This is a genomic window from Sulfurimonas sp. HSL3-2 (assembly GCF_039645965.1).
GTDB lineage: Bacteria > Campylobacterota > Campylobacteria > Campylobacterales > Sulfurimonadaceae > Hydrocurvibacter > Hydrocurvibacter mobilis.
The window spans coordinates 424,567-445,356 of the sequence record NZ_CP147917.1 but is presented as its reverse complement, the minus strand read 5'-3'; the positions used below and the strand labels follow the sequence as shown (position 1 = coordinate 445,356).

At 37.0% G+C, this 20,790-nt stretch carries 25 protein-coding genes; 10 read left to right on the top strand and 15 right to left on the bottom strand.

Translation table 11 applies throughout. The features are described 5' to 3' along the window. Genes WCX87_RS02350 through WCX87_RS02330 form a run of 5 tightly spaced genes read left to right on the top strand, consistent with a single transcriptional unit; the run spans window position 1 to window position 6,314 of the window. Window positions 1–624: a tetratricopeptide repeat protein gene (locus WCX87_RS02350; RefSeq protein ID WP_345980433.1), complete on the top strand. Its 624-nt coding sequence runs from the start codon at window positions 1–3 to the stop codon at window positions 622–624. Between the two features lie 35 nt (window positions 625–659). After that, window positions 660–2,873 (top strand): type VI secretion system tip protein TssI/VgrG, encoded by a 2,214-nt coding sequence (gene tssI / locus WCX87_RS02345; protein WP_345980432.1) that lies wholly within the window; start codon window positions 660–662, stop codon window positions 2,871–2,873. A 9-nt stretch (window positions 2,874–2,882) separates the two neighbouring features. After that, window positions 2,883–5,378 carry a hypothetical protein gene (locus WCX87_RS02340; protein ID WP_345980431.1) on the top strand — a complete coding sequence of 832 codons (2,496 nt, stop codon included), beginning with the start codon at window positions 2,883–2,885 and terminating at the stop codon, window positions 5,376–5,378. After that, entirely contained in the window at window positions 5,375–6,061 is a 687-nt protein-coding gene (locus tag WCX87_RS02335; RefSeq protein WP_345980430.1) for an SH3 domain-containing protein, read from the top strand. The genes WCX87_RS02340 and WCX87_RS02335 overlap by 4 nt, the downstream gene beginning before the upstream one ends. 28 nt (window positions 6,062–6,089) lie before the next feature. Beyond that, complete coding sequence (locus tag WCX87_RS02330) at window positions 6,090–6,314, top strand: hypothetical protein (protein WP_345980429.1); 225 nt, start codon at window positions 6,090–6,092, stop codon at window positions 6,312–6,314. 37 nt (window positions 6,315–6,351) lie between these two features. Here WCX87_RS02330 and WCX87_RS02325 read toward each other — a convergent pair whose 3' ends face one another. Continuing rightward, window positions 6,352–6,597, bottom strand: a complete 246-nt coding sequence (locus WCX87_RS02325) for a GIY-YIG nuclease family protein (protein ID WP_345980428.1) — start codon at window positions 6,595–6,597, stop codon at window positions 6,352–6,354. 107 nt (window positions 6,598–6,704) lie between these two features. Between WCX87_RS02325 and WCX87_RS02320 the strand changes: the two genes are divergently transcribed. Continuing rightward, window positions 6,705–7,433, top strand: coding sequence for an NnrU family protein (locus WCX87_RS02320; RefSeq protein ID WP_345980427.1), 729 nt, complete (start codon window positions 6,705–6,707; stop codon window positions 7,431–7,433). Window positions 7,434–7,690: 257 nt separating this feature from the next. Here the strand turns inward: WCX87_RS02320 and WCX87_RS02315 are convergent, their stop codons facing one another. The 5 genes from WCX87_RS02315 to WCX87_RS02295 form a co-directional block, all read right to left on the bottom strand. After that, window positions 7,691–8,146 (bottom strand): DUF2721 domain-containing protein, encoded by a 456-nt coding sequence (locus WCX87_RS02315; protein ID WP_345980426.1) that lies wholly within the window; start codon window positions 8,144–8,146, stop codon window positions 7,691–7,693. Between the two features lie 30 nt (window positions 8,147–8,176). Continuing rightward, window positions 8,177–8,800 carry a hypothetical protein gene (locus WCX87_RS02310; RefSeq protein WP_345980425.1) on the bottom strand — a complete coding sequence of 208 codons (624 nt, stop codon included), beginning with the start codon at window positions 8,798–8,800 and terminating at the stop codon, window positions 8,177–8,179. 68 nt (window positions 8,801–8,868) lie between these two features. Beyond that, window positions 8,869–9,642 carry a hypothetical protein gene (locus tag WCX87_RS02305; protein ID WP_345980424.1) on the bottom strand — a complete coding sequence of 258 codons (774 nt, stop codon included), beginning with the start codon at window positions 9,640–9,642 and terminating at the stop codon, window positions 8,869–8,871. Between the two features lie 73 nt (window positions 9,643–9,715). Then, a complete protein-coding gene (locus WCX87_RS02300) occupies window positions 9,716–11,173 on the bottom strand; it encodes a diguanylate cyclase (RefSeq protein WP_345980423.1) in 1,458 nt (485 codons plus the stop codon). A 94-nt stretch (window positions 11,174–11,267) separates the two neighbouring features. Further along, window positions 11,268–11,564 (bottom strand): hypothetical protein, encoded by a 297-nt coding sequence (locus WCX87_RS02295; RefSeq protein WP_345980422.1) that lies wholly within the window; start codon window positions 11,562–11,564, stop codon window positions 11,268–11,270. Window positions 11,565–11,700: 136 nt separating this feature from the next. Here WCX87_RS02295 and WCX87_RS02290 point away from each other — a divergent pair, with 136 nt between their 5' ends. Further along, entirely contained in the window at window positions 11,701–11,886 is a 186-nt protein-coding gene (locus WCX87_RS02290; protein ID WP_345980421.1) for a hypothetical protein, read from the top strand. Between the two features lie 97 nt (window positions 11,887–11,983). Here WCX87_RS02290 and WCX87_RS02285 read toward each other — a convergent pair whose 3' ends face one another. Together WCX87_RS02285 and WCX87_RS02280 are read right to left on the bottom strand one after the other, a co-directional pair. Beyond that, on the bottom strand, window positions 11,984–12,202 hold the full coding sequence (locus WCX87_RS02285) for a cold-shock protein (protein ID WP_345980420.1): 219 nt from the start codon (window positions 12,200–12,202) through the stop codon (window positions 11,984–11,986). Between the two features lie 203 nt (window positions 12,203–12,405). Then, a complete protein-coding gene (locus tag WCX87_RS02280) occupies window positions 12,406–12,729 on the bottom strand; it encodes an MTH1187 family thiamine-binding protein (RefSeq protein ID WP_345980419.1) in 324 nt (107 codons plus the stop codon). A gap of 113 nt (window positions 12,730–12,842) precedes the next feature. On the opposite strand from WCX87_RS02280, the gene galU reads away from it, so the two are divergent. From galU to WCX87_RS02265, 3 genes are all read left to right on the top strand, one after another. After that, window positions 12,843–13,673: a UTP--glucose-1-phosphate uridylyltransferase GalU gene (galU, locus tag WCX87_RS02275; protein ID WP_345980418.1), complete on the top strand. Its 831-nt coding sequence runs from the start codon at window positions 12,843–12,845 to the stop codon at window positions 13,671–13,673. After that, a complete protein-coding gene (locus tag WCX87_RS02270; protein WP_345980417.1) occupies window positions 13,670–13,912 on the top strand; it encodes a hypothetical protein in 243 nt (80 codons plus the stop codon). The genes galU and WCX87_RS02270 overlap by 4 nt, the downstream gene beginning before the upstream one ends. A 93-nt stretch (window positions 13,913–14,005) precedes the next feature. After that, window positions 14,006–15,988, top strand: coding sequence for a methyl-accepting chemotaxis protein (locus WCX87_RS02265; RefSeq protein ID WP_345980416.1), 1,983 nt, complete (start codon window positions 14,006–14,008; stop codon window positions 15,986–15,988). A 35-nt stretch (window positions 15,989–16,023) separates the two neighbouring features. Here the strand turns inward: WCX87_RS02265 and exbD are convergent, their stop codons facing one another. The 7 genes from exbD to WCX87_RS02230 all read right to left on the bottom strand — a co-directional run bounded on the left by exbD (window position 16,024) and on the right by WCX87_RS02230 (window position 20,788). After that, window positions 16,024–16,404 (bottom strand): TonB system transport protein ExbD, encoded by a 381-nt coding sequence (gene exbD / locus WCX87_RS02260; protein WP_345980415.1) that lies wholly within the window; start codon window positions 16,402–16,404, stop codon window positions 16,024–16,026. Next, on the bottom strand, window positions 16,405–16,854 hold the full coding sequence (gene exbB, locus WCX87_RS02255; RefSeq protein WP_345980414.1) for a TonB-system energizer ExbB: 450 nt from the start codon (window positions 16,852–16,854) through the stop codon (window positions 16,405–16,407). Beyond that, window positions 16,854–17,684, bottom strand: a complete 831-nt coding sequence (locus WCX87_RS02250) for a HAMP domain-containing sensor histidine kinase (RefSeq protein WP_345980413.1) — start codon at window positions 17,682–17,684, stop codon at window positions 16,854–16,856. The genes exbB and WCX87_RS02250 overlap by 1 nt, the downstream gene beginning before the upstream one ends. Then, window positions 17,668–18,330, bottom strand: coding sequence for a response regulator transcription factor (locus WCX87_RS02245; protein WP_345980412.1), 663 nt, complete (start codon window positions 18,328–18,330; stop codon window positions 17,668–17,670). Before WCX87_RS02245 ends, WCX87_RS02250 begins: the two co-directional genes overlap by 17 nt. Beyond that, window positions 18,320–19,327 (bottom strand): dihydroorotase, encoded by a 1,008-nt coding sequence (gene pyrC / locus WCX87_RS02240; RefSeq protein ID WP_345980411.1) that lies wholly within the window; start codon window positions 19,325–19,327, stop codon window positions 18,320–18,322. Before pyrC ends, WCX87_RS02245 begins: the two co-directional genes overlap by 11 nt. A 51-nt stretch (window positions 19,328–19,378) precedes the next feature. After that, window positions 19,379–19,735 carry a hypothetical protein gene (locus tag WCX87_RS02235; protein WP_345980410.1) on the bottom strand — a complete coding sequence of 119 codons (357 nt, stop codon included), beginning with the start codon at window positions 19,733–19,735 and terminating at the stop codon, window positions 19,379–19,381. A gap of 78 nt (window positions 19,736–19,813) precedes the next feature. Continuing rightward, window positions 19,814–20,788, bottom strand: coding sequence for an LPP20 family lipoprotein (locus WCX87_RS02230; protein WP_345980409.1), 975 nt, complete (start codon window positions 20,786–20,788; stop codon window positions 19,814–19,816). Window positions 20,789–20,790 lie beyond the last annotated feature (2 nt).

Sequence of the window (20,790 nt, the reverse complement as noted above, 5' to 3'; positions counted from 1 at the left end):
ATGTGTTTTTTCTGCTTACATGTAAACTATAAGTCTGTTCTAAAACTTTTACTGCTTGCTACACTGCTCTTACATGTAAACAGCTTTGCAGATGTGCTGATACTCAAAACAGACTTGAAAAAACCACCCTACGAAGCAAGACTGGATGCTTACCCAAAAGCAAAAGATTGGTATGACAAGGCAGATGAGGACAGTGATGCAGCTTTTAACCTGGGATACACTTATCAGACAGGAATCAAAAACTATAATCTTGCGGCATTTTGGTACAAGACAGCGCTCAGACTAAACCGTGCGAACGGCGATGCCGCAAATAACTTAGGGTACTTATATGAAAATCAAAAAGAGTATAAAAAAGCTATAAAGTGGTATGAGGAAGCTATACGCATAGGGTATTTTAATGCTATAACAAACCTTGGACGCTTGTACCACAATCAACTAAAAGAAGATGTAACCGCTGCACAGTACTGCCTTGCTATGATAGACAAACCCTACACGAAAGAAAGTATTGTGACTTTTTTAAAAAACAAATGGCACATCAGTGAAGCCGACATAAAAAAAGGCTACGAACTCCAGCTCAAATCGAAGATCATCCCAGAAAAACTCAAGTATAAAGGCGGCATCTAAATGACTTTTGAACTCTTACATGTAAAGGAGAAAAAATGCTTGAAAAAGTAACCCTAAACCCTGATATACATCAAGATATACAGGGACGACTGAAGTTTTTACAATACCTGCCAAATGAAGGTACAAACGACGGCAGCTACAGCGTTTACTCTTTTGAGGGGCACAGCGGCATAAATGAAGCATATACGTTTCACATCAGTTTCGTTTCTGACCAAGCTATTGCAGTCGAAGAGATCGTCGATACAAACGTCGAACTTAAAATAACAGACGTTAAAAACCCGCTTGCGACTAAGTCTGTCTTTGGAATGGTCTTTCAAGCAAAAGAGAACTCCGTAGTAGGCAGCAAATATATGTATGACGTAGAGGTCGTATCGCCGTTGTTTTACATGGGCCTAGGCAGCGGCTATGAGATATTTTTAGATAAAAAAGCTCCGGACATCATCTCCGAGATCATCGGTAGATACGCACCGCTGCTCAACGTAAAACTGGATATGAGAGTAGATCCGGCAAAAGCCCCCGCAAGAGAATACACTACAAGGTATAAGCAAAGTGCACTGGAGTTCATTACCATGCTTTGTGAAGAGGAGGGATACTCGCTTATAATCGAGCATACTATGAACGACCCTTACACTATAACACTCTGTGAACTGAACGACCATGCAAGAGTGCATGACGAACCTCTTGAAGCCGAGTTTAACAAAGTAAAACGTTTTAGTTCTTCAAATGCCGTAAACAACTTTTACGATTATGACAAACCTTCGCTTGATATGCACAGTGAGGCGGGTAGTTCCATGCAAAGTTCCATGAAGGACAACACTTTTACTTCTCAGCTGAGACACGACCTGAAAAACTTCGATGAAAAAGAGAGCTTGAATCTTTTGGGAGAGTCGCTTTTTAAGGACCTAAAACGCTATACGGACAACGATGCTCTTCGAGGTTATGCTGACAGCTTTTTGATCCAAGGGCAAAGCAGTGAGATAGAGATGTGTGATGCCGCTTTAGTAAGACTCCATAACGAAAAGACACTTACGCAGGAAAAGGTCATAACGATACGGGTACATTACTACGGGAAATTCCCAAATGCCCTGGATGAGTTCATAGATCATACGGAAGAAAAATCGATACAGTTCTTTACAAGTTTTGAGGCGATACCTTCAGATATCATCTATAAACCGCAAAAAAGCATCGTAAAACCGAGAATCTCAGGAACCCTTACAGCCATAGTAAGTGAAGGGAATGCCGATACCACGGAACATGCAAACGAAATAGATGTGGATGAAGAGGGAAGAATACGGGTACTGTTTCACTTCGAAGAGAACAAAGGCACCTCTACTTACTTAAGAGTCATGCAACCTTATGCAGGAGACAACTACGGTTTTTTATTTCTTCCGAGGGTAAATACTGAAGTACTCGTAGGATTTAAAAACGGAAATCCGGACGAACCAGTCATACTGAAGGCACTTCCAAACGGAGAGAACAAACAACCCTACCCGCTTCCGGCAGATAAAGCAAAATCCTTCATCAGGACTACATCATATCCTGCGTATAAAGACCATCTTGGGTACAATGAACTACTCTTTGACGATACAAAAGAGTCCGAACGCTTTGCTATGAGGGCACAAAGAAACTACGAACTCTATGCGAAGAACGACCTTAAAGCCGACATCCATAACAACAAAATAACATCTGTTCATAACGAACATGACGACGTAAAACACGACCTTTTTCAAACCATAGGCAACAACTCTGAACGAACCGTAAAAGCAAACGACATAAAAACGGTAGAAAAAGAAGAAGTGCATACCATCAAAGAAAATAAAGCACAAACAGCACAAAAAGACTTTACAACGATCGTTGCCAAAGACAAAAGAAGTTTCATTGAGCAAGAGCTGATAAACGAGATAAAAGAGGTTCTTTTAACCTATGTGGAAGGTGATGTAACCGACAAGTACCTGCAAAACCTGTTTGTACAGGTAGGCAAAGATATGGGCGTAGACATAGAAGGCGCACTGCACATCGACACCTCAAGCGTAAAAAGCGAAGTGGCAGACACCGCACTTATAGATGCCACTGACGGTATATCACTTAAATGCGGCGGCAATGTACTTACCATAGACTCATCTGGAATCTACTTCAACACTCCTAACTACCTAGACAACAGCGGTAATGGCGGAGTTGCAGGAGATGCAGTTTCAAAAATACAGATAGATGTAAAACAAGATGCTCAGGCATTTTCATTTTCAGATTAAAGGCGACGAATGAGCAGTGAAGTTTATATTCCCAATTTTAGTTATCCTCTTAGCGACTATGATACAGCAGAAAAATACGATACGGCACTAGATGGAATTGTAAGCGGGAACTACCTTTTTACAAAAGACGGCTTGTGGCACGGAGGCATACACTTTACAGGGGCAGCACTACCCGATGCCAAAAAGGGCGTACAATGCATAGCCGACGGAGAAGTTGTTGCATATAGAGTCAACAAAGATTATCTTCAAAATGAAGAGGATAAAAACACAGAGAAAGGCTTTTACTCTACGGGTTTTGTGCTTGTAAAACATAAAATGCAATATCCAAGCGATGAAAAGGCACTTACATTTTTCTCTTTGTACATGCATATAGGTAAACTTAACTATATGGTTACGACAGACGGTGCAGTAGTACGAGATGCTCAGTACAAAGAAACCGAAAAACTTTCAAAAGGGACAATGCTGCTTTTGGATGAAACAGAGATAAAATACCCGGGACATGAGAGTTATCCAAGATATAAAATACTCAGTATTAACGGAAAAGAGTTAAGTGATACGAGAAGTATCTATACGGGCACCGTCACAAAACTGGAACTTGATAAAACAGTAGTTCCATCACCGCCCATAGCGGTGAAAGCTTCTCAAACAATAGCACCGATAGGCGAGTACAACCTTGCAGGAGGAGAGAACAGAAAACTTCTGCATCTGGAAGTGTTTACGGGCGACGATTTTAAAGCGTTTGTTGAAAAAGCTAAAGAGAAGTACCCTCAAGACAAACCTGAAAACAAACCCTCTCCTACAAATGTGGAAGTACCGAAAGAAAAAAAACTTTACCTTAAAACAGAGAGATGTAAACTTTCCCAAGATGCGAATATACGCGAAGGTTTCAGTAATACTTCTGCAATATATAAAAATAAAGCCACAACCAAAGAGACCACGATCGAGTTAGACCCTTCTGCATCACAAAAGGTGGGTAAATATACAAGAGTACTCGTCACTAAGATAGGTAATGAAGATGTAAAAGGAAAAGGTTTAACCGTTATTGACAGTGTTTTTAAAGACAAAGAGGTTATTTTTACACCGCTTGAGGTGACTACTTTACTTAAAAGATTTAAAATGGCAGATCTCAAAAAAGAGAAAGACTCTTCAAATATAGAGTATATGCTTTACGATAAAGATGCAAAACAGTATGTAAAATACAGCGACTGTAAAGAGCAGCATCCGGTAACATTTGAGTGGGCAGAGATCATAGAAGTAAAAAGCAATGACTTCGTTTCCATATACGACGATATAGAGAAACTGTTTATAAAAGAGATGCAAAGAGATCTGAAACTCAGCGACTCTTATAAAGAGCTTTTCGAACTTATAGATAAAAACTCTGACCATAAACTTGACCCTCTGGAGCTCTCTAACGCAGCAAAAGATAAAGTGCTAAAAGAGACGGTATCCAAGTTCATAGTACAACATTCCAGTGAGTGGGATGAAGAAGTAAATATGGCTAAGGTATTTATAGATATAGTAGAAAAACTAAAAGATAAACTGACAGATGCAGAAACTCTAAAAAAACACTACAAAGCCGAACAGGCAAGAATAGAAAAACTGGCATTTTTTAAAGACTGCAAAAGCATAGATGGTTTTCCAAAAGATCATCTGGTTTATCATATAAATCCCATTGGGATGGTGACGGAGTTTGGAAAAAGTACATGTAAAATTACAGCCGATATTCTCCATACTATTGATAGTAATATATCAGAAAATAATCGTAAAAAGCATATTAAAGGTTTAAATGAAGCTTTTGAGACATTCAAGATCAACACATGTTTGAGAAAAGCACACTTTTTAGCACAAGTCATTCATGAATCAGCTCACTTACAGGCTACAAGTGAATATGGCGGTTCCAGTGCTTCATACGCTCCTTGGTATGGAAGAGGATTAATTCAAATAACGTTTGAAGAAAATTACAAAGCATATGGAAATCATATAGGAGAAGATGTCTATTCAACTGAAGAAAATCGTAAAAAACTTGAAAATGATCCACATGCAGCAAAAAGTGCAGGATGGTATTGGAGTGCAAAAGCAAAATTAAATGATGAAGCGGATAGTAATGACTTTTTGGCAATTACATATAAGGTCAATGGCGGTTTTAATGGAATAAATGATAGATATGATATAGTAAAAAAAGCCTTTAAAGAGTTTAATCTAACATTATCTACTGACTATCTATTTGTTTCAAGTTGGATTTATTCGAATGCAAAAGCTTCTTTTGCATGGGGACTATGGCATGATCCATTAGTTCAACCTTACAAAGGAAATATTGTTGGATGTACAAAAGATGCAAACAAAGCAAAAGAAGGATATACAAGAGCTAAAAAATTACTTGGTGCATCTTCGGTTATAACAAATTACTATAACATACAGAAACATCCCGAGTTGAATAGCTATAAAAATAGTGAAGGTAAGATTAATGTTTATAAATTCGCGGAAAAGAGGTTAACAGAATTATGAAAATACTATATTACTACATCATATTAAGTTTTATTACTACAACATTGTTTGCAAAAGATATACGAAATATTTTTTTTCATACACCTTATCTTAATGGAGTAGATAAAAATGATGAGACTATTAAATATAATGCTGATTTTAATAGGGATGGTATTTTAGACTCCATTACGGTCGATGGATGTAATGTTTCAATTAAAATGAGTGGTTCAAAAAGTATTACAACTTCTTTGGAAGATCAATGTGGTGAATGTACGGAAGTTAAAGTTACACAAGAACCAGCATACTTTTTCATCGGTTTTTTTGGAACAGATAATGGAGATATATATGCTTACCGATATGATAAAGAACAGAAAAACTGGTTTTTAGAAGGAATGATTAGTAAGTCAAAAGAAAATAAACGAATTGTATTTGATAAAACACTTTTCCCTAAGCAATGGAGCATTGATAAATCTGCTGTAATAGAACCTAAAGAAGATATTTCTCACATGTCTGTATCAAGAAGTATTGTAAAAAAGCAACACCTCTATAAAGCTCCAAACAAGAATTCAAAAACAAAAATGTACTTACTAGAAGGTGATAAGGTAGAAGTATTAGAAGAGAAAGATGATTGGTTCTACATTGTGTACCACGGTAAAAAAGACATAAAGGCTTGGATACCAAAAACTGCAGTAGATGAGCAATAGATATGTCTGTTGTATCTAAAGGCCACTCATGAAAAAAACTACAAAAGGTTTTATGGCATACTTGGATGAACAAGAGGTTAGGACTATCGGTAATGATCTGATAGTAGAAAATAAACCTCATAAAATAGCTATATCCGGTTCCCTAGATATTACTAAAGATAAAGAGGGACTCAAAAACGCTTATGAACTTAAGCGCATCATTGATGCGACTATTGAAGTGTTGAAATATGAGGACTTGCCTGAAAAGATTTAATAGAGTCTATATAATACCGCACTATACTTCAAAGTATTTATGTATTTATAAGCGCCAACTTCTCCTCTCTTTTTAGTTTTTTGATGGCGTACTCGCGTTTAGAAGCACTGCTTCTGTCCTCGAGTTCCTCTACATGTAAGAGCTTCACAGGTCTTCTTATCTTTGTATATTTGGCACCTTTTTGGGTGTTATTATGTTCATGCAGACGTTTTTGAACATCTGTCGTTATGCCCGTGTATAAAGTGCTGTCACTGCATTCTAAGATATATACGAAATACGGCATCTACTTTAAATCTCTATACTTTTTTGTGTTCAACTTCATCATCCTTGATACTTTGCATATATGATATACTGATAAAACAATTATAAGATAAAAAGGCATAACTTAAGATGAGCAAATCGATTATTTTTATTTATGGAATATTTGCATATATCATCGCTCTGATCGCGCAGGTCTGGTTTATCTTTTATATCGGAGACTGGGAGTTTATGCCTGCTACCATCAACTCGCAATACCCTGTACCGTTTACTACAGCTTTAACTATCAATCTTGCATTGGTCATGATATTTGCTCTGCAGCATTCAGGGATGGCCCGTGCATCATTTAAAAAGTACATAACTAAAATGATCCCTCAGGCGGCAGAACGCAGTACATATGTCCTTTTTTCAGGATTGGCATTGGATCTGATATGTTTGTATTGGCAGCCTTTAGAGGGGTTTTTATGGCAGGTCGATAATGCAACGGGGAAGGCCCTGCTAACTGCAGGATATATTTTTGGCTGGTTGTTTTCTTTGTTTTCCACTTTTGTGATCAACCATTTTGAGCTGTTCGGATTACAGCAAGTATATTTTAATCTGATCCATAAGCCAGAACCACCGGTTGATTTTAAAGAAAAACTGTTTTATAGATTTGTTAGACATCCTGTCCAACTAGGGATACTGGTCGGTATCTGGTTGACACCGACCATGTCCTATTCGCACCTGATGCTCTCGGTCACATTTACAATTTATATATTTATCGGTCTTTGGTTTGAAGAGAAAGATATGCTCAACGTTTGGGGTGATACCTACAAGGACTACCAAAAGCGTGTTCGTATGCTTTTCCCTTTTCCAAAGTGAAACGGAGATCTCTTTTAATAGTCTTCGTCAGTTTCTGAGTCATACTCATCATAAAATGACTCTTCTTCTATTTCCTCTTCATAATCAGTATATTCTGAATCATCATACTCATATGCGTCCATATATAGCTCCTTCTATTTTTTGAGTGGAATTTTAGCAAATAGTTTAAAATAATCAACCATATTTTACTAATAAAAAAGCAAAAAATATCATTTAAACAAAACACCGATCACAAAACTTGTAAACTCGTAAAGGTTTTACTTCGTTTCCGGTTTGCCTATTGATTCTGGAAGCTCGATCCAGAGGGCTTTTAAAGAGAGTTCAAGGTCATATATAAACAAAGAAAGTGCTACGACCAGACTCGTGATACTGGAGATAAAAAGAGTAACGATAAGATAACCGATATTGACATGATATTGAGCAGCCCAAAACAGACTGATAATGATCAGCGAAACAAGCAAGACGCTAAGCACTGCTGCAACATTACTGCCTCTTATCACTCTTGCTCTTATCGTAAGTATTTTTAGTTCAGATAATATACGGTGAAGATCTGCACCTGAAGCACTGCGGTACTCGACAGAGAGTTGGCGTGTTCTATCGACTATACGTCCAAAACGGTTTGTTAGGCTAAGGATTATCAGCCCAACTCCGGAGATAAGGATGACTGGGCCGATAGACAACTGCAATGTTGCGATAAGATCTGTTAGTAACATAGAAGTTTCCTTGAAATAATATGGTTGTTTTTAATGTCTTATAAACGGACTGTTTTTTAGAATGTTGACTACTTTCAGGCTGACAAAGAGCTCATTGTCTTTTTCAAACATCGTGATCTCTGTGTCGATAGGCGTTTTCTCTTTTTCTAAAGTACCTTGCAGAGAGTGAAGTACGTGTGCATAGTTTTGTCTAAGAGGCAGAGTGATCCTGTCTATATGGTCTTTTTGAACGATATCCGCCAGCAGATCCATAACACAGTAGTATACTTTTTTATTTATTGAACGCTGTATCATATACTCACGCATAAGGCGTATATTTTTTTCCAAGACCTCTTTTTCTTCATCGTTTAGTATCTTGTTTTCATGTGCTCTTTTGAGATTCTCTTCTATCTCTTCTTCTACGTTATGATTTGTTTTATCGACCAGTTTTTCAAAGTTTGGACACCGTTTTTTCAAAAAACGTATCATCTCACTATCTGACAGTGTTCTATCGAGCGTATGAATATAGGTCTTATTTTCTATGTAGTCATGGTCCAGCGCTTCTATCAGCTGTGTCGCGATATTGAGGTAAACATATTTGTCCTCTTTATTGGTATCGAAATGAACGCTGCTGTAGGATATAACAGGTTTTGGACCTACGTATTTTATCTCCATAAAAAACCCTTTTAGCTTTATTAACTAACAATTTAGTTAATAATATCATAAACTTGATACCGTGAAGACTATTTGTTAAACATTCTTTTTCTATAGTGATTTATCTTTTCGTAATTTATCTCTAAAAAAAGTGCGAAGATAAGGACTAGCATAAAAAACGACGATGCACCGATAGTCCCTAGATCCAGCCCGCCCTGTTCTATCGGTTTTGTAAGCAGATCCCCGAATGTCGCTCCAAAAGGTCTGGTCAGTACGAAAGCCAGCCAGAACAAAAAGACTTTCGAAACCTTTGTATAGTAGTTCATCACGACTAAACTGATCAAGACCAGCGATATAAGTGTGGCACTTTGCACGAAACCGATGCCCAAGTCATCAGCTAAAAAGTCTCCTGCTGCCGTACCTAAAGTGTTTGCGATCAAAAAAGCCATCCAGTAGTAAACCTCCGATGACGTTGTAAAAACTTTTTCAACAGAGAGTGAACTGTCCTTTTTATGCCAAAAGTACAGAACCATACCTAGTAAAGAGAGTAAGATAAGAGAACCGACTGCGTACCCGAGACCAAGGCTCCTGTCTATAAAATCTGATATTGCGGTTCCTACGATAGCCGTAGCTGTAAAGGTCAGCCAGTAAGTCAGAGGCTCATATCTTTTCAGTGAAAGTTTAACGGCGAAGAAAAGTAAAAAAATCGTCATAAAGATGATGATAGTAGAAGCGTATCCGAACTGAAATGTCATAGAGAACATGTCCGCTCCGGTCTCACCCAATGTAGTCGAGGCTATTTTGATGATCCAGTACAATATAATAATCTGCGGTACTCTGGTGTCTACCATCTCTTTTTTCATATTTTGTCCTCGTGATTATAATGACTAAAACAATAACAAAAAAAAGAAAATAGATAGATCTTATGTTCCTGTATTATTCCTGGGAAACTTTATTTCTACCGCTGTTTTTAGCACTGTATAAAGCTTTATCTGCACGTTCTATCGTCTGATCCATTGTTTCATTATGTTTGTGCAGTGTTATTCCGAAACTACATGTAATTTGGTTGACTTCAATAAAGTTATAGTTTTCAACTTTCATTCTAATATGTTCTGCCACTTGTTTTAACTTGTCAATCGACTCGATCTCTAAAATGACGATAAACTCTTCACCGCCCCATCTGATCAATATATCATTTTCTCTTATCGACTCTTTGACTACTTGTACAAGACGTTTTAAAACAATGTCGCCTATATTATGTCCATAAGTATCGTTTACATCTTTAAACTTATCGATATCAAACATTATAAGCCCTAGATATTTATCATTTTTATAAACAGCCTCTTTGATGATCTTTATATTATTTTCAAAAAAATACCTGTTATATGCATGGGTAAGAGTGTCATGAAAAACTTTTTTCTGTAAAGAAAGCTGCTCTAAAATAGTTTCGCTGATATCGGAAAACGAGACAATATAATCATCATCTTCAAAGTGGTTTACAGAAACGCTAAAAGCATGTGCGACAAGTTCTTTGTCCAGCATCGAGACCACACGCTCTTTTTCAGGTGTCGTTGCAAGCACTTCTGTCCATATTTTACCCTCCGGTACTTTTCCCAGATGAAAGAACTTGTCATTTTCAACGAACCTGTCACATATACAGCTATATACTTTTAAAAACTCTTCAAGTGAAGAGAAATCAAAAAAAGTTAAAAATGACTGGTTGGCTTTTTTTAAGACTTTTCCATTGGTCTGAATGACGATATTTGTCTGCAGATCAAAAAGCTTCTGCATCTTATCCGAACTAAGTGCCCTGTCTGTGACATCATAAACAGTACCGAGAGACTTTATAACATTCCCTTGCAGATCATAGTAATGTTTACATTTTTCCTCTACATAGCGGATGATCCCGCTTTTTTGAACGACCCTGTGAGTTACATTGTAATCGCGTTTTTCTTCTATCGAAGCAGCATACTCTTTTGTTAGATAGTCTCTGTCATCCGGATGGACATACTTTAAAAATCCCTCATACGTTGCTTCGAACTCTTGTGGGTGCAGTCCAAATATCTTATAGACCTCATCACTCCAATACAGAGAGTTTGTTCTTACATCAAACTCCCAAAAACCGATGTTTGCAACCTCTTGAACATTTTGAAGCTGTTTTTGGATGTCTGTTAAGTAACGGATCAAATAAGCGGATATGATAAATACAATAAAACCGACTATAGCAGGCGTAATAAAGCCGACTATCAAATGGCTCTTATCAAAGCAACTTCCTGTCAGCAAAAAGTTTTGAAGAAATATCAAAAGTTCAGAGATGATTATTGCCAATAATGTAAACGTCGCGACATATCGCCAGAAGCTGAGTTTGGATAAGAAAGTTATAAATTTATTCATTTGGAATTATATATTTCCCTCTATTAAGATTCTGTTTATTTTAATTTTAGCATTATTATAAAACATAATCTTAAGCTTCTTAGATATCTCTCGTTTATTTACTTTCAGTATCGCTATTTTTCATAGGTTTTGTCTCTTTTTTCTTAGTTGCAAAACCTGATCCCTTCTTACTTTTCGGCTTAAGTCCAAGAGAGTCAACAAGTGTTCTATAGTCTATTTTCGATTGATTCATATGTGCGAAACAGCTCACTATGACAGCTATCGTATTTGGCACTTCACCTTTTTTTTTATATGCCTGAAGATTTTTTTCGCTTACGCCTATAAGTTTACTGAACTTCGGCAAAGTGATATCAGCATCAAGCAAAAGTTTTTTAAACTCGATAAATGTCATTATTTCTCCTAATATTACAAATTATAGCAAATCTCTATAAAAAGTTGACATATATACATATATTCTATACAATAGTCATATTATATTACTATTTTACATAGTGATGTGAGAAAAAAATCTTAAAAGGATATACAAAATGGCAAAAGCTCTAAAGAAAAAAGAGGTCAAAAAAGTTGTAAAAAAAGCAGCGAAAAAAGTAGTTTCTAGAAAGAAACTTAAACCAGTAGCAAAACAGGCTGCAAAAATAGTGTTGAAGAAAAAACCAACAACTGCGAAAAAAGCGAAAAAAGTAGCTAAGAAAGTTCTCAAAAAAGTAGCGTAACGTTTTATACGTTATGTTACATGTAAGAAAATAAGTTTGTCGTGATTTAAATTAAGAAGTGTGTATGGATTGAGCGGAAGACCCGCTCAAAGAAAGATTACAGAGCTGTAACGTTTTCTGCTTGAGGACCTTTTTCGCCTTCACCAACTTCGAAAGTCACTTTTTGACCTTCGTCTAGTGATACACGACCGTATCCGTTGCTGTTAATTTGACGGAAGTGTACGAATACATCTTTTCCACCATTTTCTTGTTCGATAAATCCGAAACCTTTTTCACTGTTGAACCATTTAACTGTTCCATTAACTAATGTTGCCATTGTAATACCTTTTTTGTTTAGACACACCACATTGCTGAAGTGATTTTAAAATCTAATTATGAATTTTCTTTTAGGTGTTTTTAACTGTTAACTGGAAGTCATCAATAGAAAGCAGGCCAAAGATATAACTCGAATCATCTTTTGTTGCCTGAAGTATAACTGAATAAAAGGTAAAACACAAGGAAAGACCGAAATTCACGCGATTATGTGGTTACTTCCCTGTTTAAGTTCCTTTGAACCGATTCTATTTTGCTCTTTAGCCTGTTTTTTGTATTTTTTCTGATGTCAAACTTTAAAGAGGAGTAAACTCTTTCACAATCTTCCAACTGAGCATACGCCAGTTCTATAATATCCAATGCTTCTCTCATAGTGTCTGTCTCTACTACGGTACCCATCGGTGTCAGTTGATAATTTACACCCGACTTGTCAATGGCATCGATGATCTTACTTACCTGTTTAGACACAGAAGCCCCTTCCCTGCACTCATCCGATGTAGGAAACATAGCAAACTCTAGTAATACGCTCATTCATAACCTTTATTGTTTTATTGCTGTTTATTATAATTTGGATTCTCTTTATACAAACTTGCATTAAAAAATATAAAGATATAATTACGGACTTATTAAATATAGGATAATTTATGATCAAAAAATGTTTATTTCCTGCGGCAGGTTACGGTACAAGGTTTTTACCTGCTACAAAAGCTATGCCTAAAGAGATGCTTCCCATCCTTACAAAACCGCTTATACAGTATGGTGTAGAAGAGGCTATACAAGCCGGATGTAACACCATGGCGATAGTCACTGGACGCGGTAAACGTGCAATAGAGGATCATTTTGATATCTCTTACGAATTAGAGCATCAGATAAAAGGGACTTCAAAAGAGCATTACCTGACCGAGATACGTGACGTGATCGACAGATGTACATTTTCATACACAAGACAGATAGAGATGAAAGGTCTTGGTCACGCGATACTCTCGGGTGAGACACTTATAGGAAAAGAACCGTTTTGTGTCATACTTGCAGATGATCTGTGTGACAATAATGGAGGAGACTCTGTACTTTCTCAGATGTCGGAACTTTATAAAAAATATGAGTGCTGTATCGTCGCTGTTGACGAAATAGACGTTAAAAACTCTAGTAAATACGGGATCATTGCCGGTGACTTTATAGAAGAGGATGTCGTCAGAGTCACAGATATGGTCGAAAAGCCTGAACCTGCTGATGCACCTACAAACCTTGCTATCATAGGGCGCTACATCCTTACTCCCGATATATTTGATGTGATTAGAGAGACCAAACCGGGTAAAGGCGGAGAAATCCAGATCACAGATGCTCTTTTAGAGATGGCAAAACAGGGAAAAGTGATCGCTTACAAGTTTAAAGGTAAAAGATTCGACTGCGGAAGTGTTGAAGGTTTCGTAGAAGCTACAAACTACTTTTTTGAAAAAGAAAAACTCCAATCATGAAGATAGACAATCCGTTTGAATCGGGACAGATAAAGAACTATCTTCTTTTCTATGCAGGCATCGTAGTCATTATGATCCTGTTTTTCATTGCAACGACTCTGTTTCATGATATTAAAGAGGAAAAGAAAAAGGTATTTGATACAAATGTCACTGTAAAAACCGATTTAAACTTCACAGATGAAAATAAAACGGAAGATAAAAAGCCGCCGATCACCTTAATGAAGAAAAACGTTTATTAATCCTTATGTTAAAAATATAAGTAAATAATAACAAACAACGCTTAATATGGATTCTGTTAGAATCTGCGCACCATTTAAATAGCAGGGTATAAAATGAATAAAATGAGTTTAAGTAAACAGATCAGTATCGGGTACGGTATGCTCCTATTGATCCTGTTGATCATGGGGTTTTTTGGGGTCAGCAGCATAGTTAGTGCTGTCAACAATTCAGATAAATTGGCAAAACAGTATGTTAAAGAGGTTCAGATACTTTCTGAAGTAGCAAGTCACTTTGCAGGTGTACGTATCAACTCTGGCAAGTTTTTGTATTCTGAAGATGAAAAGTACAAATCAAAGATAGATGAAGACTTTGCACAGGTTGACAAATATATAAAAGAGGCGGAGGAGCACGTAAAAAACTTTCCAAATCTCGTAAAACTAAAAAAAGAGATTCAACCGCTTAAAGAAGCTATCTCAAAATATCAATCTGCTTTAGACTCTATAGATCAGGCATTTAAACGTAAAAATGAGATTAGAGCTCAGTTAGATAAGAGTGCAAATGTTTTTGTTACGACAACAAATGATCTGATAGCTAAGCAGAAAGAGGAACTAAAAAAAGGCTCTAAATCGGACGAAAAACTAAAAAGGATTCATCTTCTTTATGATTCAAGTCTGTTAGGCAATGAGGTTAGAGTCGCCAACTTCAAATCAGCTGCAAGAAGAGATAGTAAAATACTGCAAGACGGCTTGAAAACATTTGATAAGATCGATGCACTTTATGCCGAATTAAAAAGAATAACACATTCAAAAAGTGATCTTAAAGCTATCAACCGTGCTGAGGATGCACTTAACGACTATAAAAATGAACTTAAGAAACTGCATAGCGTGTCTTTACAGGTTGAAGAGTATGCTCAAGCCGTAGCTCAAAACGGAGCGAATGCTCTTAACTATGTTGAAACGGTCAACGATGCAGGTCTTGATGGAACAGTCAATCTAAGCAACACCTCTATGGAGTCTTTAAGCAGTTCAAAAACAGTTATGATAAATGCACTTATATTCGGTCTTATATTTGGATTGATAGTTGCGGTATATATCATTAAGAACGGTCTGAACAAACCTCTTAATAAGTTTAAAAACACTCTGACAAGAATAGGAAATGAGAACAATCTTACGCTACATGTAGATGAAGACGCTCCGCAAGAGATTAATGAGATGGCAAAAAGCTTTAACCGCTTTTTAGACCAGCTTCGTAACCTCATCGAAAACTCTAAGACATCATCATCAGAAAATGCCGCGATATCTCATGAGCTGTCGACTACATCACTCAATGTCGGTACAAACGTCGAACGTTCTGTGAAGATAGTCAATGAAGCAACAGACTATGCAAGTAATATCAAATCTGAGATCCTCTCTGCTATATCTGATGCACAAGGAAGTAAAGAGAATATCATTCAAGCAAATGAAAACCTGAAAAGTGCAAGAGACAACATCATCTCTCTGACTTCAAAAGTCCAAGAGACTGCACAGACAGAAGTAGAACTTTCTCGCAATATGGAAGCTCTTTCAAGGGATGCAAGTGAAGTTAAAAGTGTCTTGGAGATCATCTCCGATATCGCAGAACAGACAAATCTTTTAGCATTGAATGCTGCCATTGAAGCGGCTCGTGCAGGTGAGCATGGACGCGGTTTCGCCGTAGTTGCGGACGAAGTAAGAAAACTTGCAGAACGTACTCAAAAATCTCTTACTGAGATCAACGCGACAATCAACGTAGTCGTTCAATCGATCATAGATGCATCAGGGAAAATGAGTGAGAACTCAAGAGAGATAGAGGAACTTTCTAAAATATCAGAAGATGTGGAAGATAAGATCAATCATACTGTCGAGATCGTATTATCTGCTGTACATGCAAGCGATAAGACATCGAAAGATTTTGAAACAACAGGTAACCATATGGAGACTATCGTGATTAAGATGGAAGAGATCAACTCTATATCATCTACAAATGCAAGAAATGTCGAAGAGATAGCTTCTGCTTCTGAACATCTAAACTCACTGACTGAAGAACTAAACGGAAAACTTGAACAGTTTAAAACGTGAGATATACAGGAGAAAAGATCGGGATCTCCGGTCTTTTAATCTTTCGTAACGATATACAGCTGCTCGTGGTTTAAACGTTTTAATATGTTCATAACACTCACAAAATCCTGAAATCTTGACTCTTTATCACTTCTTAAAACGACAGTCTGCGTCTTAGAGATAGTCGATAGTTTTTTCTCCAACTCATCCAGAGTCACTTTAGTTTTTTCGTAATATATCTCACCCTTGCTATTCACGTAAATAGCCACCTCTTTTTGCAGGTCGTTTTTCTCTTTTGTTTTCGCTTCTGGGAGGTTTACAGGAATGATTCCCTGTTTTACAAATGTAGCAGTAGTGAGGACCATAACCAGAAGTACGAGCATTATATCGATAAACGGTATGACGTTTATCTGATCAAACTTTCTTCTTGGCTTCATCTATTTTTTTGCCTCACGAGCGATATCAAACTTTGTCACGATCTTTTCCATCTTACGAAGCAGAATCGTATAAAACGAAATAGCAGGAATAGCCACTACTAGTCCCAGTGCCGTTGCTTTAAGTGCCAGTGCAAGTCCCATCATGATCTTTTTAGCATCGACCGCACCGATATCACCAAGAGAGTAAAAAGTCAGCATGATCCCGATAACAGTACCTAAAAGTCCTACATACGGGGCATTTGCACCCATAGCACCGATGGTCGAGAGATTGTCGCTAAGGTCTAACTCTAATGCATCTTTATTATCATAATCCTCAATTTTTACAGATTTGTAAAACATAAGTCTTTCTATAAATAGCCATAAAGTCACGATACTCATAATAAAGAGTATTCCCATAATCCCATAGTCAAGAGTGTTTTCTGCGTAAGTTAAAAAATCCGATGTTTCCATTAACAACCTTTAAAGTCTAAAAATATAGTAGTCCCGCTACCCTTTTTTGATTCTATATTGAGTTTTATGCGATTTGTATCACAAAATCTTTTTACCATATAAAGTCCGATTCCAAAACCCGGCATACTGTCATCATTTTGGTAATATCTGTCAAAAATACGAAGCAATACCACTTCATCGATGCCTATTCCGTGATCTTTGATACTTAATATTTTATTTTTAAGCGTTATATCGATCTTTTTGGCATTTTGAGAGTATTTTACACCATTATCTATGATATTGTCTATGACTTTGCTAAGCCCGATTTTATCCATATTTATAACAAAACTTTCTAAATCCCGTGTAAATACTATGTCATAATAGATATTACGTAAAAACTCTACACGCTCTTCTACAAGCTCTTTGAGATCAAACTCCTCGACGACCTCTCTTTTCGTCTGTTTTTTGATCATATAGTCAAGTTCATTATATCTCTGCGTCAGCATATCACACGCAGTTTTAATGCGTTCTAAACGTTTCAGAGATTTTTCATCGGTTAGTTTTTTCTCTATCATATCGACGTTTGTCCTGATAGTAGAGATTGGCAGGTTAAGTTCATGCAGAGTATCGCGAGAGAGCTCTTCAAGATTTGTGATGTACTCTTCCAAAGGCTCGATAGATAATTTGGATATAACTATTCCGGAGATGACTATAAGTATTAAAAACACTATTACCAAAATGTAGATATCTACAAACCTTGCGCTGTCTTTGGCGTACCAAAATCCTCCGCCGAAGATAAGAACGGTTATAAAATAATATAAAAAGATATATCTTCTAAGGTTGTAAAACAAGTCTGTAACCTACCCCGCGTATGTTTTCTATCATCCCATCTTCCAGAAAGTTTTTCAATCGATTGATATAGACACGGATGGCGCCGTCACTCACATCTTCATTGGTATTCCAAAGTTCATCGACGATCATCTCTTTTGTAACGACCTCATTAGCGTTTTTCATCAGCAGTGCCAGAAGCAAATACTCTTTTTGTGAAAGGTCAAGCTCTTTTTTATTGAAGTGAATGCGTTTTCTTTTCTTGTCGTTGCACAAAACACCGAAACACTCGTTCTCATCGCCTTGATAACGTTTAAGCACAGCTTTTATGCGTAAAAGAAGTTCATGTGAGTCAAACGGTTTTTTTATATAGTCATCCGCACCGTTTTGAAAGCCGAGAGAGAGCATCTCTTTTTCTTTATGTGATGTCAAAAAGATGGTTGAAGTCTTATCGTTTGAATTTCTAAGTTCACGGAGAAGGTCAAGCCCGTTTATTATCGGGACATTGATATCCAGAAGATAAAGATCAAACCTCTCTTTGTATGTCAGATCCAAGACCTCCTGACCGTTTTTACACTGTTTGACTTCATATCCGTCATCTTCTAACAGGTCTGCAATGGTCTCACATAGAAGAAGGTCATCTTCTAAAAGCAGGATTTTACTCGACACTTTCTATTGACCATCCTATAGTTTCGCCTGCGTACATAGGGATCACTCCCGAATAACTTTCCGGTACTGTAAAAGGCAGATCGACCAATGTGATCTCTTTAAACTCAGGACAGATACCATAAATACGCTGAGCATTATCGCTCACGAAATCCTGCAGGTTTTCTAAGGCATTAAATTCATCGAACACTTCACATAAGACCTGCAGAGCGATCGGGGCAGTAAACACACCCGCAGCACATCCGCAAGACTCTTTTTTATGCTGAGGATGAGGAGCAGAATCTGAACCGAACATCACTTTGGGATGTGCCTCAAGAGCTACTTTTAAAAGAGCTTCTCTATCCTCGGGGCGTTTAGCTATAGGCTTACAGAAAAGATGCGGTTTCATCATCCCGCCGACCACATCATCTAAAGTGATCAAAAGATGATGAAGCGTGATCGTCGCATAAAGGTTCTCATATTTATCGAGCATATCGACAGCTGCTTTTGTCGTAATATGTTCCATCACTATCTTCAACTTAGGAAAATTTTGTGCTAAAAGCTCATAGATGCTCATAAACTCAGCTTCTCTGTCCATTACAAAACCGTCAGTCTCTCCATGTATACAAAGAGGTATATCCAACTCGCTCATCGCGTTTAATGTCGGACGCATAGCTTCGATATCAAAAGATTTCACGCCGCCTTCCGAGTTTGTCGTAATACCTGCTGGATAAAGTTTGATTGCTAAGATATCGTCGACTACACTTTCAAGAAACGCTTTGTCGTAGTTTTGATAGAAAAGTGTCATATACGGTTCAAAGTAATCGTTTGGAACAGAAGCCATAATACGCTCTTTATAAGCGATAACATCCTCTTTTGTCGTTACCGGGGGAACGAGATTGGGCATGACCAAAGCACCGCTGAAACTGTAAGCACTTAGTGGTGCTACATTTTCCAGCATGACTCCGTCACGAAGATGCAGGTGCATGTCTAGGGGCATTAAAAGAGTATGAGTTTTCATTATTTTCCTTGTTTTATCATGGTAATAAGTATATCAAATCCATATAAAAATCTAGATAAAACTTATTTTAGATATCCAAAGTAAGGATGAAAAGAAGAGAATACTGACACTAAATAACGGAAAAAACGTATATACGCGACTGATCCCAAGCAGAGGCTTACCGTCAACAAATATACCCAACTGAATAGTTGTCACCATTAAAGATGCCATAGTTGCGAATATAAATATAAACGGAACAAAAAAATACCACTCTATATAAAGAGTCCCATAAACTAAAATAGCGGCAATGGCAGCTCCTGTCAAGATATGCAGGAGCTTGATAGAACGGGTAAGAATTTCCTCTTTTTTATGAACGCGTGCAATTTTAAAATACAAAAATGCCAAAAACAGAGCTAAGTAAAATAGCATATTCCAAACTTCCTTCAATAGTTAAAAGTTTAGAATAGTAACTAACTTATAATTAATTATATGTAAAATTTATATTAATTATAATATTTCACTATCAATAATATATTTTTTCAATTTTGATGCGATATTCTGCTTTGCTACTTCATATCCTTGTGTCGACTGTCCTGTTATATCTATTTTTTTGGCGAGGACAGTTTGGTTACTACTGTCTTTTATACTAATATCCACGGCACTTCGCGCCAAATCAAATCCATACGCAGTAGTGTAGACGATGTTTGATCTGATGCCTACATGTAAATGATGTCCGCTATTTTGTTTCGTGATCTTAAACCCTTTTGCAGTCAAGACCTCTTTTACTACCGGTACTAGATTTTGGCTATCTTTATCCGCGGTTATACTAAAGGATATCTTTGATTTTAAAGAGATATAAGCCGTTTTGAATCTTGATGCCTCATTGATGATGTAACTCTCATCAAACTCCGGATTTAACACTTTAAGGACGATTGATCGATATACCAGATCATCTACTGAAGCAGAAGTTTGTTTATAAAATGCCAGACGTTTTAATATATTTGATGACTTATACGATTTCTCATCATCTTTTAACAGTTTTATAGTGTTGTCGACCTCATTTTTTATGCTTTGAAAAAATAGCTTTTTATCAGACCTTATCAAAACAGCGTAAGAGTTAAAACCGACCTGTTCATAGTTTATGATCTCATAGCTTGGGACTCTTAACTCTTTGACACTGCTGCTTACCTTCTGCTCTACATCGTTGGTGTAAAGTTCGACACCGTTTACATTTTTTACTTTCGTCGTCGCATCATATTGTGATTTTACCGACACACTTAAGGTCGAGACCATCTGACTCAATCCGTTTGCAAGCGCTTCATACTGGTCTTTACCTTCGCCTAAAGCATAAAGAGTCGAACTGTCTGATTTAGGAGGATTACTTATCCATGAACTTACAGGCTTTTGTTCTACCTCTATAGGCAGATCGCTGTAACATCCCGTAAAGAAGAGAAGAATAGCTGCTATTATTGTAAACTTCATAC

Bases quoted from the DNA above. Each gene is read 5' to 3' on its own strand.
- WCX87_RS02350 (WP_345980433.1), top strand. From the start codon at position 1: ATGTGTTTTTTCTGCTTACATGTAAACTATAAGTCTGTTCTAAAACTT.
- tssI (WP_345980432.1), top strand. From the start codon at position 660: ATGCTTGAAAAAGTAACCCTAAACCCTGATATACATCAAGATATACAG.
- WCX87_RS02340 (WP_345980431.1), top strand. From the start codon at position 2,883: ATGAGCAGTGAAGTTTATATTCCCAATTTTAGTTATCCTCTTAGCGAC.
- WCX87_RS02335 (WP_345980430.1), top strand. From the start codon at position 5,375: ATGAAAATACTATATTACTACATCATATTAAGTTTTATTACTACAACA.
- WCX87_RS02330 (WP_345980429.1), top strand. From the start codon at position 6,090: ATGAAAAAAACTACAAAAGGTTTTATGGCATACTTGGATGAACAAGAG.
- WCX87_RS02325 (WP_345980428.1), bottom strand. From the start codon at position 6,597: ATGCCGTATTTCGTATATATCTTAGAATGCAGTGACAGCACTTTATAC.
- WCX87_RS02320 (WP_345980427.1), top strand. From the start codon at position 6,705: ATGAGCAAATCGATTATTTTTATTTATGGAATATTTGCATATATCATC.
- WCX87_RS02315 (WP_345980426.1), bottom strand. From the start codon at position 8,146: ATGTTACTAACAGATCTTATCGCAACATTGCAGTTGTCTATCGGCCCA.
- WCX87_RS02310 (WP_345980425.1), bottom strand. From the start codon at position 8,800: ATGGAGATAAAATACGTAGGTCCAAAACCTGTTATATCCTACAGCAGC.
- WCX87_RS02305 (WP_345980424.1), bottom strand. From the start codon at position 9,642: ATGAAAAAAGAGATGGTAGACACCAGAGTACCGCAGATTATTATATTG.
- WCX87_RS02300 (WP_345980423.1), bottom strand. From the start codon at position 11,173: ATGAATAAATTTATAACTTTCTTATCCAAACTCAGCTTCTGGCGATAT.
- WCX87_RS02295 (WP_345980422.1), bottom strand. From the start codon at position 11,564: ATGACATTTATCGAGTTTAAAAAACTTTTGCTTGATGCTGATATCACT.
- WCX87_RS02290 (WP_345980421.1), top strand. From the start codon at position 11,701: ATGGCAAAAGCTCTAAAGAAAAAAGAGGTCAAAAAAGTTGTAAAAAAA.
- WCX87_RS02285 (WP_345980420.1), bottom strand. From the start codon at position 12,202: ATGGCAACATTAGTTAATGGAACAGTTAAATGGTTCAACAGTGAAAAA.
- WCX87_RS02280 (WP_345980419.1), bottom strand. From the start codon at position 12,729: ATGAGCGTATTACTAGAGTTTGCTATGTTTCCTACATCGGATGAGTGC.
- galU (WP_345980418.1), top strand. From the start codon at position 12,843: ATGATCAAAAAATGTTTATTTCCTGCGGCAGGTTACGGTACAAGGTTT.
- WCX87_RS02270 (WP_345980417.1), top strand. From the start codon at position 13,670: ATGAAGATAGACAATCCGTTTGAATCGGGACAGATAAAGAACTATCTT.
- WCX87_RS02265 (WP_345980416.1), top strand. From the start codon at position 14,006: ATGAATAAAATGAGTTTAAGTAAACAGATCAGTATCGGGTACGGTATG.
- exbD (WP_345980415.1), bottom strand. From the start codon at position 16,404: ATGAAGCCAAGAAGAAAGTTTGATCAGATAAACGTCATACCGTTTATC.
- exbB (WP_345980414.1), bottom strand. From the start codon at position 16,854: ATGGAAACATCGGATTTTTTAACTTACGCAGAAAACACTCTTGACTAT.
- pyrC (WP_345980411.1), bottom strand. From the start codon at position 19,327: ATGAAAACTCATACTCTTTTAATGCCCCTAGACATGCACCTGCATCTT.
- WCX87_RS02235 (WP_345980410.1), bottom strand. From the start codon at position 19,735: ATGCTATTTTACTTAGCTCTGTTTTTGGCATTTTTGTATTTTAAAATT.
- WCX87_RS02230 (WP_345980409.1), bottom strand. From the start codon at position 20,788: ATGAAGTTTACAATAATAGCAGCTATTCTTCTCTTCTTTACGGGATGT.